Raw genomic sequence first — 17148 nt, forward strand, 5'->3', positions numbered from 1 at the left:
TAAAACACGCCTCCTACTCAGTAAGTTTATCTCTATTGGCCAATTCACAAACGACTCCAAGATATAGGTTTCCACAATTATAAATATCGTCATCCGTTGTATACTCAGAAATATCATGACTGATACCATTCACACTAGGTGTGAATATCATAGCAGTCGGTGCGATTTCACTGATATATCTGGCATCATGCCCTGCCCCGCTCATGAGATTTAAAGATTTGAGTCCAAGTTTTTTTGAATTGTAATCTATAATATCCAAGAGGGCTGGATCAAAATTTACAGTCGGCGACGTCCATGTATCCTGAATATCAATCTGTGCCTCTCTGCGGCGCGATATTTCTTTCATCTCTGTTTTCACTTCATTGATAAATGTATTTCTTACCGTATCATTGTCAGAACGAATATCTAAAGAAAACTTTACTTGTTCCGGTATCACATTCACAGATCCTGGTGAAGTTTCAAACTTGCCAATCGTTAAAAGCAGTGATTGGTCAGCCGTTTTCTGTTCAAGTTTATGAATCATCTCTGCAGCTGCCATCAATGCGTCTTTCCTAAGGTGCATCGGCGTCGACCCCGCATGATTTGAATGTCCATTGATTGTGATTTCAAACCAATTCATCCCTTGGATCCCTTTCACAACACCAATATCACTACCTGTTTGTTCTAGTTTAGGCCCTTGTTCGATGTGAACTTCAACGAAAGAATGAATATCTTTAATTCGATTTTCCGGACTCCCTTTATAACCGATCCGCTCCAGTTGATCACCAAATCGCAAGCCGTCTGTATCAATCCGTGAATACACAAAGTCTTGACTGAATTGTTGAACTAAAAATCCTGAAGCCATCATCGGCGGCTTAAATCTCGCACCCTCTTCGTTGGTAAAATTAACGATTTCTATCGGTCGTTTCGTTTTTATATCATTGTCATTTAATGTCCTGATGACTTCTAGAGACAACAAAACACCTACAATACCATCATAACGGCCGCCAAATGGCTGCGTATCCAAATGAGAACCAATCAGCACTGGAGGAAGGTCTTGTTCTCCTTTTCTTCTGCCATACATATTACCTGCATCATCTATCCTGACGTTTAATCCATCTGCTTCCATCCATTTCTTAAACAAATCACGCATTTTTTTATCTTCATCAGACAGCGCCAAACGATATAACCCTGTATCTTTCACTTTACCAATATCAGAACTTGATTCCAAAGTCTGTTTAAAACGTTTGAAGTCTATCGTAACCGAATTCGTGTTCATGTGTGTTCACCTCGTTTAATTAAAGCCAAACATGAGGAAAAGATACCCCCATACAGCTACAGTAATAACAGTCATAATTATGGCAATCGTATAGATCTGTTTATATTGCTTCTTGATCTTGGCCAGACCGTCGGGCTTACTCAAAAATTCTTTTATCGTAATTTTAGACATGCTGGTCGCTTTCATTGTATGATAATAGTCTATTTCATACTGGTTCGGTTTCGTGGAAAATCCAACAATGATTAATATGCCTATGGAAAACACCAAAGCGATCATCAGTTCATCTACGCCTTCTGGTAACTGGATCCATCCCAATCTAGCAATTTCACCGATCCCCACAAAAGATAGGACACCAACGATCATACTGGCCATCGCCGCCTTGCTGTTCATTCGTTTCCATTCGAATGAAGCCACAATCGTCGGCAGCCACCCGACAGCAAAGATCGATCCAGCATAAATAGAAATCCAGTATATCGCTGAGGGCCGTGCGAGCGTAATTGCACATACTACAATTGCAACGATAATCTGACCCACTCTTGCAGCATTCAAGCTTTGTCTAGTGTTCATTTTTTTATTCAACAATCTTTCATAAAGGTCTCTGGACAATGCAAAACCGACCAGCACAAAAAGCGTTGAAGCTGTGGACATTATGGATGCCATCAATGCTGCCAGACCGATACCAGCCACAGCTGGAGGCGTGAAGTCCAAGAAACCTGTTACCATTGCGTAATCTGTATCTGTAATATTCGGATCTAAAACTCTGACAGCTGCTGCTGCGAGAAACACAGTCAGTTGCATAAAGGGCGCGAAAAATACACCAATGATCGCAACTTTTAAAATGACGAAGTCGTTTTTGGCTGGAAACACACGTGAAACTAAGGCGGGTATACAGGCAAAAAACAGAATCCAAACAAGAAACTGTGAAATTGACCATCCGATATGCCTATCTTCTGTGCCGCCGATTGACCAGTACCCAGGTAAACTTTCCGCCAGTCCTTTCATTTGTTCAAACCCGGCCTGTCCGATAAGTAAGGGTGCAATAACGACTGATATGGTCAGCATAGTGAAAAACATCAAAGTATCTGTGACCACGATGCCGTACATTCCGCCGATGGCTGTAAAAGCTAACATAGCCAAAGTAAACAGAATGACAATCCATCTGTAATCAATCCCCGTCACTTCACTTAAAACGATTCCAGCACCGATAAACTGGATGACCCCATAACCGATCAAACCGACAATCATTATTAATATGGCGACGATACTGACCCATTTGTTGTTATAGCGCTTGTCGAAAAAATCAGGCATCGTCGTACTCCCATATGCTTTCATTTTCCTGCCTACATATATGACTGCAAGCAAGGTCCCAATCCATGCACCAAATGAACCCAGCGCAGAGATAACTAACGGCCCCTCAGCATAGGATTGTCCAGCGATGCCCAATAGTGTCGTGGCACTTAAATAGGTTGCTGCTAAAGTACCCACTATTAGCAGGGTAGAGCCTCGGCCGCCCATGGTATAAAAGTCATCTTCAGTTTTGACGTATCTGATTAGTACAATGGCCACACCGACATATATCGCGAGTACTGCAATCATTATTCCCGCTGCCATCAGTATCCCTCCCCTTGGTCACGTTTAGTGTCTTTGTTAGTGGTATTACTATTTTCCTCTTGATTTTGAGCGTGCTTTAATTTCTCTTCTTCCTCTTTAATGACAGGTAAATATTGTTTCTTTAAGATCCCAATCACTGCTGCACATGAGATTACAGTGACTAACGTCGCATTAATGAAGAGAATTAATACATCAACATTCATTCATTTTGGCCCCTTTTATTCATGAGTTTTTAAATATGTCCACTCGTTCCCTTCCTATTGATTTAATCCCGCTTCCAAAATTCTGAATCCACTGTCCAGTTCTTCATCTGTAATGACAAGCGGCGTTAAAAAGCGTATGACGTTTCCATTTATCCCTGCCGTTAACAATAGAAGCCCATGATTATGCGCATATTGGGCGATTTGACCTGTTTTTTGTTTATCCGGCATGTTGTCATTATCCGGATCAACCACTTCCATTGCTGCCATCGAACCCATTCTACGAATATCTCCGATAAAAGAATACTTTTCTTTAAATTGCTTAAGTTTCGCTTCTATTCTCTCCCCGATGCTTTCAGACTTATCTACTAAATTTTCTTCTTCAATTGTGTCAATTACTGCCAGGGCCGCGGCACATGCGACTGGATTCCCAGCGTAAGTGCCTCCTAATTCTCCTGGAGATGCTGCATTCAAAATCTCCTTTTTTCCGACAACCGCACTTAAAGGCAAGCCAGCTGCTAAAGATTTAGATAGAGCCATAAGATCTGGGACGACATCAAATTGTTCGACTGCGAACATAGAGCCAGTACGCCCAAAACCGGTTTGTATTTCATCGGCTACAAATACAATCCCGTTGTCATTACAAAAGTCTTTGACATACCTAACAAATTTCTGCGGAGGAATAATAAATCCGCCTTCTCCCTGCACCGGTTCCAGTATGACACATGAAACAGTTTGCGGATCCACATGGGAGACAAAAACCTTATTAAATTCTTCAATGATAAAATCTATATATTCATCCTCAGTCATTTGTTCCGGTTTGTTCGCCAAATCAGGATACGGCGCTTTATATAATTCTGAAGCAAACGGGCCAAATTCATATTTATAAGGCTTAACTTTACTCGTTAATCCCATTGTTAAATTCGTTCTGCCATGAAATCCTTTATCAAAAGAAACGACTGCCTGTCTGCCAGTGTATTTCCTCGAAACTTTTACTGCATTTTCAATAGCTTCAGCACCGGAGTTTGAAAACAGTGCCTGTTTCTCAAATTCACCTGGAGTAATATTACATAATTTTTCGGCAAGTTTTATATAACTTTCATACATGATGACGTTAAAACCAGGATGTAAAAATTTATCTGCCTGATTTTTCACCGCTTCGGTCACTTTAGGATGACGATGGCCAACATTTAAAGTCCCAATTGCTCCAGCAAAATCTATCCATTTATTCCCATCTAAATCGGTGACAGTCGCTCCTTCTCCATAGTCTGCGATACTTACATTTGCATTTGAAACGCCTTTTGGTATATATTCTTCTCTTTTTTGTTGTAGTTCCTTTGTACTATAATTCATTTTATTGAAACCCCTTTCAAATTTTGAATTTACAGACTATTATGTCATAAATTGTTCCAATTAAAAGCACCAATTTTAAAAAAATTTGGGGACCAGATATAAATCAAGGACCTACTATAGGTCCTTGATACGCATCCATTGAATTTTCTGTTTATCATTATCGCTTCCAAAAACCCTTAACGAAACTGTCCAACTAAGTGTCGCCTATCTAGTATAAATATCTTAATTATGTCTTTATTTGTTTAAGCGGACCTGATGCTTTAACTTTAATGCGGGTGGCATTACCTGGTAAATAAGCAAGGGGGACGTCTTCGAAACTAATTATTTCTGTTTGATCTCCATCAGCACCGGCTTTAACCGCTTCTTCCACAGCATATTCTTTGATTTCCGCTATGATCTCTTGTCTTTTTGAAGGGTCTATATTATATATCTTTTCTATCTCACCACTAATATCCGATATTGCAGATCCAATCGCATTTGCTACGCCTCCATTGTCAGGGTTGAACACTTCACTCGCACCTTCTATGTCACCTTTAATTAGCGCACTGCCCCCGCCAACAAAGACCACTGACATCTTGGATTTCCTTCAACCAGTCAAATTAAATTTTCATTTTGGAATTCCAGTACACTCTCAGCTCCCGCGTCCTCATTTAACCCTTCGAATAATGCCCTGCCTCTGACAAATCCACCATCTGTTTTCCTTTCAACATCTACAATTTTCCATTAAAAAGTATGTGGCCATTGAGCTTTTCTTTTAAATTTTTGATAGGGGTTTTCGAATTGATAATGATATCCCCCATACTTTCTTCCAGGGACAGCGAGCCTATTATTGATGAATTTTTCACTTGTGACCCTGTATCGGGTAGATAGCGTTCAGCAAGTGAGCCGCCCATTGTCATCGTTGCAGCGCGTGCAATTATCTCGGTCCATATTCCATCTATTGCATTCAATGGGTCTATGTTCCTAAATGCATGATAACGAACGCACGGGGGTTGCAGTTGACCCGCCTTGATTCAACGCTTTGCCAGTATGTATACTTGCCAACTTTTGCTTTCTAATAGTAGCCATACTTGGTTTATACACTAAAATCCCTGTAAAGACTGTCATAACAATATTCTGAAGAAAGGTGTATGAAACTCATGCTAGAATTAGGTTTTTAAATTATCTTTCCTATATTCAGTTGGTGTCTTCCCTACTAACTTTTTAAAAGTTCGATGAAAGTAAGGTATACTATGGTACCCAGATAGTTCAGCCACTTCTTGGACATTTGCATCTGATTCCCTTAGTAATTCTTTAGCTTTTAAAGTACGTTTCTTAATTAGGAAATCACTCACTGTCATACCTACAGTTTGCTTAAATTTTTTACTGAAATATACAGAGCTCATATATATTTGGTCGGATAGATCTTTTAAACGAACTGTCTCATGTAAATGCTCATCTATATATTCAATAACGATGTTTAACCAAGGTGGATTGGTTGGAGATTCATCCACTCCGCTGTCAAATACATCTTCCCATCGGTGCAATTGAATCATTAATTGAATAATATGAGTAAATGCAGCTTCTTCCCAGAAAGGGTTTTCATTCTTTTTTTCTAAATTTATCAAATTTAAATATTTTTCTACTGTATCTTGCTTTTCGATAGGAATAAAATAACGAAATTTTTGTTTTCTTTCAGATCTTCTAAAAAGGTCAAATAAAAGGTTACGGTTAATATTATTATCTATAAAATGAGTTGGAAATAAATACAGAACAGAAGTAGTAAGTACTTGATTAACTTTTATCATTGTTCTGTGAATAATATTTGGCGGTACAAATATTAAATCTCCTTTTTTCAAATAAATAATATGCTGGTCAATAAAAAAAGTTGCTTCGCCTGTATGAATATAAATTAGCTCCCACCATTCATGTAAATGATTTGGCCACTCTTCTTTTCTTTCTTTTGGTCTACGATACACGAATGAGAATGGAAGATTTCCTTCATATGTCAATGGTTTGTGTACAGGTTTCATTTTTACCTCCTTAACCCTAATATTAAAATAAGGTATATTTTAAACTATATAATACATTATAATACCTTAAAACAACTGATATAATCTTAAGAAATAGCATATCATACAGAGTTAAATATTCTAAATAAAAAGAATAATAAAGGAGGAAATCATTGTGAAAGAATTACAAAACAAAATAACAATTATCACAGGTTCTGGCTCTGGTATTGGCCGTGAAACAGCTTTGTTATTTGCTGAAAAAGGAGCAATTGTTGTTGTTAATGATGTTGATGAGACAAAAGGAGAAGAGACAGTAGATATGATTCATAATCATGGAAATGAGGCATATTTTATCCAAGCAGATGTAACTGATGCTATTTCTACTGAAAAAATGGTAAGCGCTGTCATTGAAAAATATGGAAAGATTGATGTTTTATTTAATAATGCAGGCATTAGTAACGTTGGCCCTCTTCATAACATTGAAGAGCATGATTGGGATAATATCGTTGACGTCAATATAAAAGGAGTATTTCTTACTAGTAAGTATGTGCTTCCACATATGATGAAAAGACAGGTCGGTTCAATTATTAACATGTCTTCCTGCGTAGCAGAGATGGGACTTTCCGAACGTACTGCTTATGCAGCAACTAAAGGGGCAGTCTTATCAATGACAAAATCTATGCAAGTGGATTATGCTCCCGACAATATTAAAGTAAATGCTCTATTACCGGGTACAATTTATACTCCATTTGTCGAGGGGTACTTGAGTAAATCTTCTGACCCTGATGCCGCTATTAATAAAGTTAAACAACGTCAACTTTCTGGAGAACTAGGCAAACCTGAAGATGTGGCTAATGCAGCTTTATTTTTGGCTTCAGATCAATCTAAATTTATTATGGGTTCTCCTTTATATATCGATGGAGGCGTTGTTTTTGGTAAAAATGCATAAAATATTATGGAGGTTTTATATTGAAACTGTGTAATTTATTAAATAATAATACTGAGCAATTAGGTGTCTATGATGATGGTTATGTTATTAACATAGCTGAAGCTTTACAAGAATATCCAGATGAAAATATTCCACTAACGTTAGATAAATACATGAATTCTAATGGATCCTTATTAAAAGTACTAAGTAATTATGTAAAAGAGTTGGCTAAACAAGCAGATAAACCATATGTCTACAAAGAACAAAGCGTTCGATTTGGGCCATCTGTATCACGACCAGAAAAAATTATATGTATTGGTTTAAACTATCAAAAACATGCAGATGAAACAGGGGCATCTTTTCCAGAGGTTCCCATTCTCTTTAGTAAATTTAATAACACTTTGACCGGCCACAAGCACGATATTAAAATTCCAGAAGTAACTGATAAATTAGATTACGAAGTTGAGCTAGCACTAATTATAGGTGAAACTGCCAAAAACGTCTCAGAAGATGAGGCTTTAAATTACGTATTTGGTTATACACCTTCTAATGATTTGTCGGCTCGTGATCTTCAGATGCGTACACCACAATGGTTGCTTGGAAAAACTTGTGACGATTTCACACCAATAGGACCATACCTTACTACTGCCGAAGAAATTAAGAATCCACAAAATTTAAGGATCCAAACTCTTGTAAACAATGAAATTCGTCAAGATTCAAACACATCTGACATGATATTCACTTGCGCGCAGATTATTAGTTATGTGTCCCAACATATGACGCTGACGCCAGGAGACGTCATTCTTACGGGAACTCCTGAAGGAGTAGTATTAGGTGAGCCAAAAGAAAAACAAAATTATCTCCAAGATGGTGATTTTGTAACAATTAATATTGAAAGTTTAGGTACACTCAATAATAAATTTATTTCAAAATCAAGGAGCAGAAAAGAATGAAGATTACAAATGTAGAAACATACTTATTAGATATACCGCTAGGTCAAAAGGCTATTACTGATTCACAAACTAAATTAGATTCCGTTGAATTTGTTGTTGTACGTTTGGATACAGATGAAGGAGTGTCAGGTTGGGGGTTTAATTGGAATTATACAAAAGGTACACGGGCAGTCCAAACTATTATCGACGATAACTATGCCTCATTACTAATAGATAAAAATCCACTGATGTATAAAAACATATTAAATGAATTACACTATACGAACCATTTTATTGGGCAAGTTGGAGTAACACGTGTTGCTCTTTGTGCTATAAATCTTGCTCTTTGGGATATTCGTTTAAAAGACGTTCAACTGCCGCTATGGAAATATCTTGGTCCCGTAAAAGAGAAAGTAAAAGCTTATAACACAGATGGCGGCTGGTTAGAAACATCGACCGATGAACTTATTTCCGATATGAACCAGTTAATTGACCATGGCTTTGATGCAGTAAAAATGAAGCTAGGAAAACCAGATCCTCGTGAAGATTATGAAAGAGTTAAAGCCGTAAAAAATGCTATCCCAGAACATGTTAAGTTGATGACTGATGTAAATACAGTTTGGGATTTAAAGACAGCTAGAACATGGGGAAAGAAAATGCAAGATCTTGATATTTACTGGCTAGAAGAACCTATGAACCCTTTTAATAAAAAAGACCATGCTAGACTCGCAAGAAACATTGACATACCTATTGCTGTGGGAGAAACAATATATACAAAATACGATTTTCGAGATTATATCGAAGCTGGGGCTGTAGATATTGTCCAAGCTGATGTTACAAAACTCTCAGGTATTGACGAGTGGTTGGATGTAGCTGCATTAGCTCGTTGTTATGATCTTGAGGTTATTCCTCATACAAATATCCAACAAAAATTACATGTCCAATTAGCTGCAGTATCATCAAATGTACCTATGGTCGAAAACTGTTATAAATCACTTTCTGAAATTTGGGAAGATCCTATTCAAGTTGTAAATGGCTACTATACACTTCCACAAGAGTCTGGCCTTGGATGTAAATTAAAAGATTCTATCTTAGAAAAATATCAAGTCAACTAATTATATTCAAATTTACTTAACAATGAGAGTATAACCACTTATCGTTCCTTTTCTAATAAAAACACTGGGTTTACGATCAGTAAATCCAGATGTTTCTCATTAAAACTTTAGTCCTACTTACAAGAGTATACTTAAATAGAGTTAGAGTCTATATAAATTCACCACAGGCATGCCCACTACTAAGTATACAAGAGTTTTTATTAATTCTGGTAAATACTTCCATAAACAGTGGCGAAATTATCCGCAATTATTGGTACAAGTTAAATCAATATTCACTATTTTTGGAAGCGTTTACTTGGAGGTGTCAATTACTTTTGAAACAATCTATATTTTATATTTTGATAGCTCTTCTTCTTTTTACAGCAAGTTGCACAAAAAAAGAAGAGACACAAGGGGAAGAAACACAGGGAGAAGTCCATACTTTAAATATAGCATATGGAAATAACACAGATGAACCTATCCACAAACAAGCAGAAAAATGGAAAGAATTAGCGGAGGATAGAAGTGATGGACGTCTTGAACTAAATCTTTACCCTAGCTCGCAATTAGGGGATGAAGCCGATATGATCGAAATGGCAATTAACGGTAATAACATTATTGTTCTTACTGCTTACGATTTTCTGATGGATTATGTGCCAGACTTTGGCATATTAAATGCCCCTTATCTAACGGAAGATGAAGAAGACTTGTTCTATTTAACTGAAACAAACTGGTTTGAGGGTTTAGAAAATGATCTTAGAAATGATTTCGGTTTAGAAATGATATCCAAAAATACATTGTATGGTGACAGACATATGATGACGCAAAACCCAGTGAAAACCCCAGAAGATCTTCAAGGTATGAGAATAAGAGTGCCAGACAATATGTTGTATACTCGTTCTTTCTCTGAAATGGGAGCCTCCCCAACATCTATGCCATTGGGAGATTTATATAGTTCTTTAAATCAAGGAGTCGTTGATGGCGCTGAAAACCCCCTTCCAGTCCTTACTGGATCTAGAACTCATGAAGTAACAAATCATTTATCTTTGACAGGCCATATGACAGTAATTGCATCGTGGGTTGGTAGCTCGTCTGTTGTTTCTGACCTACCAAATGATTTAGAGCAAATTTTAAAAGAAACGTCTATGGAAGCTGGTGAATATGGACAAAAGTTAGTTAAAGAAGAGGAAAGAGAAACCCTTCAAAATTTAGAGGAAAATGGGATGAACATTCATGAAGTGAATCAAAATCTTTTTGCAGAGGAATCTGAAGATGTCTATGATTCAATACCTTCCTGGAGTGATGGTTTATATGACCATGTACAAAATTTATTAGATGAAAAAGAATCATAGTAGGAGGAGTAAGTTTGCAAATTATCATCAGAACGATAAATAAATTAGACGAGGTTCTTAGCATCTTAGCCCTTTCAGGAATAATAGGCATTGTTAGTGCTAATATTTTCTCCAGGTTTTTTTTCAATACTTCAATTGCATGGACACAGGAAGTGAGTTTAGGATTATTCGTTTGGTTAACTTTCACTGGATTTAGTGTAGTAATGAAAAGAAATGATCATGTCAGTATTGACTATTTTGTAAAAAAGTTACCTGAAAAAATTTTTAAAAAAAACCAATATTTAATTATGATTATTACACTTTTGGCTATATCCTTAATTTTCGTTATATGGGGTTTTGTACTAACAATTCAATCATCTTGGAATGTTACTCCAGTACTTAGAATAGGATATGAATGGATACATTTAGCTGTTCCTGTTGGCGGAACTCTTTCTGTATTCCACATAATACAGATTTTAGTAAAACGAAAAAATGATATTCTGTTTGATCAAGAGGAGGTGGAATAATGCTTTTAATTATCACTTTTATAATTATGTTGATATCGCTATTGATTAATGTACCAGTTGCTCTATCTATACTTATTGCTTCTGCATTTTATTTTATAGCAAACGATGCTTTTACTAATGAAGCGCTAGTTCAACAGATGATTGGTGGAGTCGAATCTTTCCCATTACTTGCCATTGTCTTTTTTATAACTGCAGGTATTTTAATGAATTATACAGGAATTACAACTAGAATAGTAAGATTTGCACAAGTAGCAATTGGTCATATGACAGGAAGTCTCGCTAAAGTCAATGTTTTATTAAGCGTTTTGATGGGAGGCTTGTCAGGTTCTAACGTAGCAGATGCTTCGATGCAATCCAAAATACTGGTACCTGAGATGACCAAGAAAGGTTATGATAAAGGTTTCTCTACAGCTTTAACAGCATCAAGTTCAATAATCACCCCCATTATTCCTCCTGGTATCGCCTTAATACTTTATGGATATATCGGGAATGTTTCCATCGGTGACTTGTTTCTTGCAGGCATTATACCAGGCTTAATGCTAAGTATTTTGCTTTTAATTTATGTACACTTCACGGCAAAAAAACGTGGGTTCGAAACAGAAGTTACAGAAAGGGCTTCCTTCAAAGAACTTTTAATTGCTTCTAAAGATGCTTTGCTTGCTATATTTTTACCAGTAATTATTATTGGTGGTATTAGGCTAGGTATTTTCAGTCCTACAGAAGCAGGAGCTATAGCTGTTTTATATGCATTGTTTTTAGGATTTGTTATCTATAGAGAAATGAATTTTAAAGATTTACTTAACGCTTTTAAAGAATCTGTACACATTATATCCACGGTTATGATTATTATTTCCGCAGGAACCGTATTAGGATGGGTATTTACGTTAGAACGATTACCACAAACATTGACAAATATTATAACCGCATCGATTGAAAACCCATCTCTATTTTTATTTGCAGTTTTAATAATTTTACTAGTGCTGGGTATGTTTGTAGAAGGAAATGTGCTATTAATTATTTTAACTCCTATTTTTATTCCAATGTTAGATGCATATAACATTGATCCAGTCCATTTTGGTATATTCTTCATTATGACTATGAGTCTTGGTACTATTACACCACCAATAGGTACTATTATGTTTATTACCAGTTCCATAACTAAAACAAGAATCGATAAATTTATAAAAGAAGTGAAACCAATATGGGGATTATTAATTTTAGCTTGTTTAATCATTGCTTACGTACCTGTCGTCTCAATGTTATTACCTAATTTATTGGAGTAATCTAAGAGATAAAAAGAAAGACAATAATCCAATTAGTGGGAGTTAAATCAGGGTCTTTGACACAAATCTCCCCAGGGTTTTCTATACGAGTCCAATCATATTGGTAAAAACAGATGTAATAGTAATGTTTGCTGATGAAAAATAGTGAAATTTGGAAAATTAGTTTTTACTCATAATAATGTTAAGACAGTTTTAGTAAAGATAGAAAGAAACAATACAGACCCTAATACTTGGAATAAAATGAAGGTCGCTTTATATGAAACATTTTATTCTATTAAGCGTGTAGTGAGTGCCATGGCTAAAAATGATGCGGTTCAATTTTACTATGACCTCCGGGAAAGTGGATGCTTTAAGCTGTACCAAATTTTTCAGGGTATACGTCATATAAATTTGCCATTATCGAGTCGACTCATTCTATGACCCTCCAATACGACAAAGAAAACCTTTGAATCAACGTAATAGCACCTGGATCTACGATGAGCCCAACAATTGGAGTATGGCAAAAAACTGTTCCTGATTAATATAATATTGTATTAAAAGACTTATCTTCAGATGAAATGGCAACACCAGAAGATCAGGGGCTCTAAGTCAAATAGGATTGATGGGCGTTGAAGCCCGAGCGTCTAACTGGCTTTCTGCGAGTTGGACGCTCGTTTTGTTTCGGGCTGGTATAACCGTGACATCAATAGTATCCGGTCTCTAAAATGCACAAAGTTCCGATAGCCAAAAGCCACCCCCTTTAATGTTTTGATACTGTTGTTGATGCCTTCGATCGGCCCATTGGTTAGAGTGGGATACGCCAGGGTATGGGTGATATATTCATTGTACTTTTTAAATGTGCGTAAGACTCTGCGCATGCCCGGTGAGAGCGGCTGCGCGGAGGCGTTGTGAATGAGTGTATTGAAATGGTCGATGTCTCTTTTTTTAATGCTTCGGCCAGGGCATGGGCGTATTCATGATTACTGCCCAGCGTGTCATCCACATCGAGCAGATACTGCACAATGCCATGGCTGGTTTTCCATTCCGGGAATAAGCGATATTTTTTATATTTCGCGCGGGGCAGATGCTTCGGATGTTTTAACAGGCGTTTCCAGTAGCGTTTAAACTTATTGTACAGCGGCCGGTATTGATGCCGGTATTGATTCATCACTTGAATCCGGGTCCGATTGACCTCACGGTTGAGTGCCTGGACGAGATGAAACGGATCAATGATCAGTTTCGCATGCGGAAAACAGGTTTGAACCCCATTGATGTAGGGCGCATACATATCAATGGTTACGGTCTTCATCCGGTGTCTGGCTAATCGGTCGTATCGCAGGAAGTACCGCATTAATGCCTCTTGCTTCCGGTCTTCGACAATGTCAATCCCCCGATGGCTGACCGCATCACAGAATATAAAGCTCATGGCCGAATCGACCGACTTCACGTTTTTAAACTCATCAAATGAGAGATTCTCCGGCAAGGCGTGTCGGACGCTGACGGATGGCCTATGCCGTCTGGTCAATCACCCGGCGCACGGTCGTTGTCGAGACACTCGCCATTTCTGAAATGTACTGTTCCGTTAGTCGTTGATTGCATTGATGGGCGATCCACTGCCGGGTGCGCGTGGAAATACGACAGTGTCGATCGACAATCTGTGTCTCAGCGGTAAAACTGGGCCCGCACGCTTTACACAGATACCGTTGTTTGGCCAGCTTCAGGAACGCGGGCAGACCAGAAATATGCGGCAGGGTAATTCTCGATACCCGGGTCCATTTTTAACAATACTGAACTGCGCATTGATACAGCCGCATTCTGGGCAATGCGTCGGATCATACGTGAGCTTGGCCGTAATAAACAGAGATTTAATGCCTTTATGGATGGCTTCTTCCACCTCTGTATGGGTGAAATCGATGTTATGTGCTTTAATTTGGAGTACAGATAATATAAACTGTTTCATAGGCGTAGATGTCCTTTTTATGATTTGGGGTGACTTCATTATAAAGAACATTTGCGCCCTTTTTATACCGTTTTACAGAAAAATACGATTAATGACGTTTGAGTCATCAACCGTGTTTATTATAGGACCTAGAAAATAACCGATACTACTAAAAATAATAACTTTAATTTGTAATAAAGAGAGAACGCTAAAATTTTTCTATTCCCCCTTATATATCAACCACATCCACATGTACATCTGCTTCCCTCAACAGTTTGATTGATTCTTCCGGGGCATCCTCATCAGTGACGACCACATCGATCTCATCTATTTTTGCAAATTGAGAGATGGCCAATACATCAAATTTAGAATAGTCCAGCAATGCGATGGATTTATTGGAGTGATTGAGCATCAACCTTCTAATGTCTGATTCTTCAATATGGTAATCTGTGTACCCGATTGTATTGGAGAACCCGCCAATGCCGAAGAAACTTTTGTCTACATAATAACGTTCTAAATTTTGCATGGACATGCTGCCGGATAATGAAAGTTCTGTACTCCGCATGATGCCGCCGCTTAAGATAATACTGATGTTTTCGTTATTGCCAAGAATATATGCTACATAGACTGAATTGGTTATAATGGTCAAATCAGATATATTTTTTAGATGAGGGAGCATGTGATTGATAGTGGTACCAATATCAAGATAGATGGTGTCCCCATTTTGCACATATTCCACAGCTTTTTTTACAATAGCTTCTTTTTGAATTAAATGTAAGTTATTTCTACTCTGGAATGGCGGCTCAGCAGATTTCTTCTCAATAATTCCCCCGCCATGGACTTTTTTCAATTTCCCTTCTGAGGCCAGAAAATCAATATCCTTATGGGCGGTTTGTCTGGAAATATTAAATAGTTCACACAGTTCAGTAGTGCGAACGGACTTTTCACTAGCCAATTTTTGAAGTATTATTTCTCGACGCTCGTTTTGAAGCATGAACTTCTACCCCTAATCCTTCATATAATATATGTGTGTTTTAAATAGAAAATATGTAGTTCAATCATTCATAAAGTTTTGCATTAATATATTGAAAAAGAACCCGATTCAGGTAAAGTTAAATCATCACAAAGTAACCCCTGGACCAGGTTTTGATAATAACTACTTTATCCTATATTACTCTCGATTTCAATCACCATAATCGGACGGCAGGACTGAAGAAAATCATTACTCCACCCAGCTTTTCGAACGTTCGACAGCTTTCCTCCACCCTTTCATGAGCGCCTTACGTTCTTCAGAGGTGATTTTTGGGGTATACCGTTTCTTTAATTTCCATTTAGCGTCAATTTCCTCTACACTATCGAACTCATCCATTGCCAAAGCAGCAATGTATGCAGAACCGAGTGCCGTCGTTTCAGTAATATAAGGGACATCAATCGGCACACCTAATAAATCTGCCTGGAATTGCATGAGAAATTCATTCTTTACGGGTCCCCCATCAACACGCATTACTTCAATTTCCATACCGGAGTCTCTCTCCATGAGATCGAAGTTTTCTTTCACCTGATAAGCTATCCCTTCCAGAGTAGCTCGTACGATATGTTCTCTTGTTGTGCCCGCCGTAATTCCCACCATTGTTCCTCTTGCATATTGGTCCCAATAAGGCGCAGCTAAGCCAGTAAAAGCAGGTATGAAATAAACGCCATCTGTATCTGGTACGGATGCTGCCATCTCATCAATTTCATCCGGTCCATTAATGATTTTTATGCCGTCCCGTAACCATTGGATCGCAGCACCAGCAATATAAATCCCAGCTTCCAATGCATAGCAAGTCTGTCCATCAAGGTCCCAGGCGATTACATTAAGCAGCCCGTTATCAGAACTAACAGCTTTATCTCCTGTATTCATCACCATGAAACACCCTGTCCCATAAGTCGTCTTTACCATACCGGGCTTGAAACAGGATTGGCCGAATAAAGCTGCCTGTTGATCTACGATGCTACCGGCAATTGGCACTGACCCTCCCATGAATTTGTCTGGTTCAGTATCCCCATAATATTCACTGGTCGAGCGAATGTCAGCCATCAAGCGCTTAGGAATATTCAATCTATCCAGGATCTCCTGATCCCAATTGCCTGTGTCAACATTATATAGCATCGTTCGTGAAGCTGTAGATTTATCAGTGATATGCAGTCTGCCGTCTGTCATTTTCCAAATCAGCCAGGAATCGAGGGTCCCCGCTAACAGCACGCCTCTCTCTGCTTTTTCCCGTGCACCCGCCACATTTTCCAGTATCCATTTAATTTTCAAAGCCGAAAAATAAGAATCCACAAAAATACCTGTTTTTTCTTTTATCACATCACCCCATTCTTCGCTCAGGCGATCGGCTTCCTTATCGACACGTCGGTCCTGCCATACAATCGCATTATAGATGGGCTCTCTGGTCTCAACGTCCCATACCACTGCAGTTTCTCCCTGGTTGTCCAGGCCGAGCGCTGTAATATCATTGATTCCTATCTCACCTTTTTCCAATGCAATGTTAATTGCTTCTTTCATTTTTATCCATATTTCATTTGCATCATGTTCTACCCATCCAGGGTGAGGATAGTACTGTGTATGTTCAGCATATCCTTGTGAAAAAACTTCCCATTTTTCATCTAGTATGAGAGTTGTTGTACCTGTTGTGCCCTGGTCTACTCCCATGAAATACTTTTTCTCTTGCATATG

Annotated in this window: 18 protein-coding genes and 1 pseudogene; 6 read left to right on the plus strand and 13 right to left on the minus strand. The window is 38.0% G+C overall.

Annotated elements, in window-relative coordinates:
• Positions 1-13: 13 nt before the first annotated feature.
• The 7 genes and pseudogenes from G343_RS0111140 to G343_RS15035 form a co-directional block, all read right to left on the minus strand.
• Positions 14-1258, minus strand: a complete 1245-nt coding sequence (locus G343_RS0111140; RefSeq protein ID WP_020008228.1) for a M20 family metallo-hydrolase — start codon at positions 1256-1258, stop codon at positions 14-16.
• 15 nt (positions 1259-1273) lie between these two features.
• Positions 1274-2869, minus strand: a complete 1596-nt coding sequence (locus G343_RS0111145; protein ID WP_020008229.1) for a sodium:solute symporter family protein — start codon at positions 2867-2869, stop codon at positions 1274-1276.
• On the minus strand, positions 2869-3072 hold the full coding sequence (locus G343_RS0111150; protein ID WP_020008230.1) for a hypothetical protein: 204 nt from the start codon (positions 3070-3072) through the stop codon (positions 2869-2871). Before G343_RS0111150 ends, G343_RS0111145 begins: the two co-directional genes overlap by 1 nt.
• A 54-nt stretch (positions 3073-3126) precedes the next feature.
• Positions 3127-4422, minus strand: a complete 1296-nt coding sequence (gene gabT / locus G343_RS0111155) for a 4-aminobutyrate--2-oxoglutarate transaminase (protein ID WP_020008231.1) — start codon at positions 4420-4422, stop codon at positions 3127-3129.
• Between the two features lie 226 nt (positions 4423-4648).
• On the minus strand, positions 4649-4996 hold the full coding sequence (locus G343_RS0111160) for a hypothetical protein (RefSeq protein ID WP_020008232.1): 348 nt from the start codon (positions 4994-4996) through the stop codon (positions 4649-4651).
• A gap of 20 nt (positions 4997-5016) precedes the next feature.
• Positions 5017-5321, minus strand: a pseudogene (locus G343_RS15970) (S-methyl thiohydantoin desulfurase domain-containing protein).
• A 249-nt stretch (positions 5322-5570) separates the two neighbouring features.
• Positions 5571-6434 carry a helix-turn-helix transcriptional regulator gene (locus G343_RS15035; protein ID WP_020008234.1) on the minus strand — a complete coding sequence of 288 codons (864 nt, stop codon included), beginning with the start codon at positions 6432-6434 and terminating at the stop codon, positions 5571-5573.
• A gap of 154 nt (positions 6435-6588) precedes the next feature.
• Here G343_RS15035 and G343_RS0111175 point away from each other — a divergent pair, with 154 nt between their 5' ends.
• From G343_RS0111175 to G343_RS0111200, 6 genes are all read left to right on the plus strand, one after another.
• Positions 6589-7362: an SDR family NAD(P)-dependent oxidoreductase gene (locus tag G343_RS0111175; protein WP_020008235.1), complete on the plus strand. Its 774-nt coding sequence runs from the start codon at positions 6589-6591 to the stop codon at positions 7360-7362.
• 20 nt (positions 7363-7382) lie between these two features.
• Positions 7383-8294: a fumarylacetoacetate hydrolase family protein gene (locus G343_RS0111180; protein ID WP_020008236.1), complete on the plus strand. Its 912-nt coding sequence runs from the start codon at positions 7383-7385 to the stop codon at positions 8292-8294.
• Entirely contained in the window at positions 8291-9388 is a 1098-nt protein-coding gene (locus G343_RS14630) for a mandelate racemase/muconate lactonizing enzyme family protein (protein WP_020008237.1), read from the plus strand. The genes G343_RS0111180 and G343_RS14630 overlap by 4 nt, the downstream gene beginning before the upstream one ends.
• Positions 9389-9702: 314 nt before the next feature.
• Positions 9703-10719 (plus strand): C4-dicarboxylate TRAP transporter substrate-binding protein, encoded by a 1017-nt coding sequence (locus G343_RS0111190; RefSeq protein WP_020008238.1) that lies wholly within the window; start codon positions 9703-9705, stop codon positions 10717-10719.
• A 14-nt stretch (positions 10720-10733) separates the two neighbouring features.
• Positions 10734-11225: a TRAP transporter small permease gene (locus G343_RS14635; protein ID WP_020008239.1), complete on the plus strand. Its 492-nt coding sequence runs from the start codon at positions 10734-10736 to the stop codon at positions 11223-11225.
• Positions 11225-12508 (plus strand): TRAP transporter large permease, encoded by a 1284-nt coding sequence (locus G343_RS0111200; RefSeq protein WP_020008240.1) that lies wholly within the window; start codon positions 11225-11227, stop codon positions 12506-12508. The genes G343_RS14635 and G343_RS0111200 overlap by 1 nt, the downstream gene beginning before the upstream one ends.
• 623 nt (positions 12509-13131) lie before the next feature.
• On the opposite strand, the gene G343_RS15975 is transcribed toward G343_RS0111200, so the two are convergent.
• From G343_RS15975 to glpK, 6 genes are all read right to left on the minus strand, one after another.
• Entirely contained in the window at positions 13132-13365 is a 234-nt protein-coding gene (locus G343_RS15975) for a transposase (protein WP_425413877.1), read from the minus strand.
• Positions 13293-13934: a transposase gene (locus G343_RS15635; protein ID WP_211211841.1), complete on the minus strand. Its 642-nt coding sequence runs from the start codon at positions 13932-13934 to the stop codon at positions 13293-13295. The genes G343_RS15975 and G343_RS15635 overlap by 73 nt, the downstream gene beginning before the upstream one ends.
• A gap of 61 nt (positions 13935-13995) precedes the next feature.
• Positions 13996-14244, minus strand: coding sequence for a transposase (locus G343_RS15980; protein WP_211211842.1), 249 nt, complete (start codon positions 14242-14244; stop codon positions 13996-13998).
• Positions 14205-14447, minus strand: a complete 243-nt coding sequence (locus G343_RS15645; protein ID WP_051087895.1) for a hypothetical protein — start codon at positions 14445-14447, stop codon at positions 14205-14207. Before G343_RS15645 ends, G343_RS15980 begins: the two co-directional genes overlap by 40 nt.
• Before the next feature lie 208 nt (positions 14448-14655).
• On the minus strand, positions 14656-15420 hold the full coding sequence (locus G343_RS14650; protein WP_020008241.1) for a DeoR/GlpR family DNA-binding transcription regulator: 765 nt from the start codon (positions 15418-15420) through the stop codon (positions 14656-14658).
• A gap of 228 nt (positions 15421-15648) precedes the next feature.
• Entirely contained in the window at positions 15649-17145 is a 1497-nt protein-coding gene (gene glpK / locus G343_RS0111215) for a glycerol kinase GlpK (RefSeq protein ID WP_020008242.1), read from the minus strand.
• Positions 17146-17148 lie beyond the last annotated feature (3 nt).

Source organism: Salinicoccus albus DSM 19776, from assembly GCF_000385175.1.
GTDB classification, from domain to species: domain Bacteria; phylum Bacillota; class Bacilli; order Staphylococcales; family Salinicoccaceae; genus Salinicoccus; species Salinicoccus albus.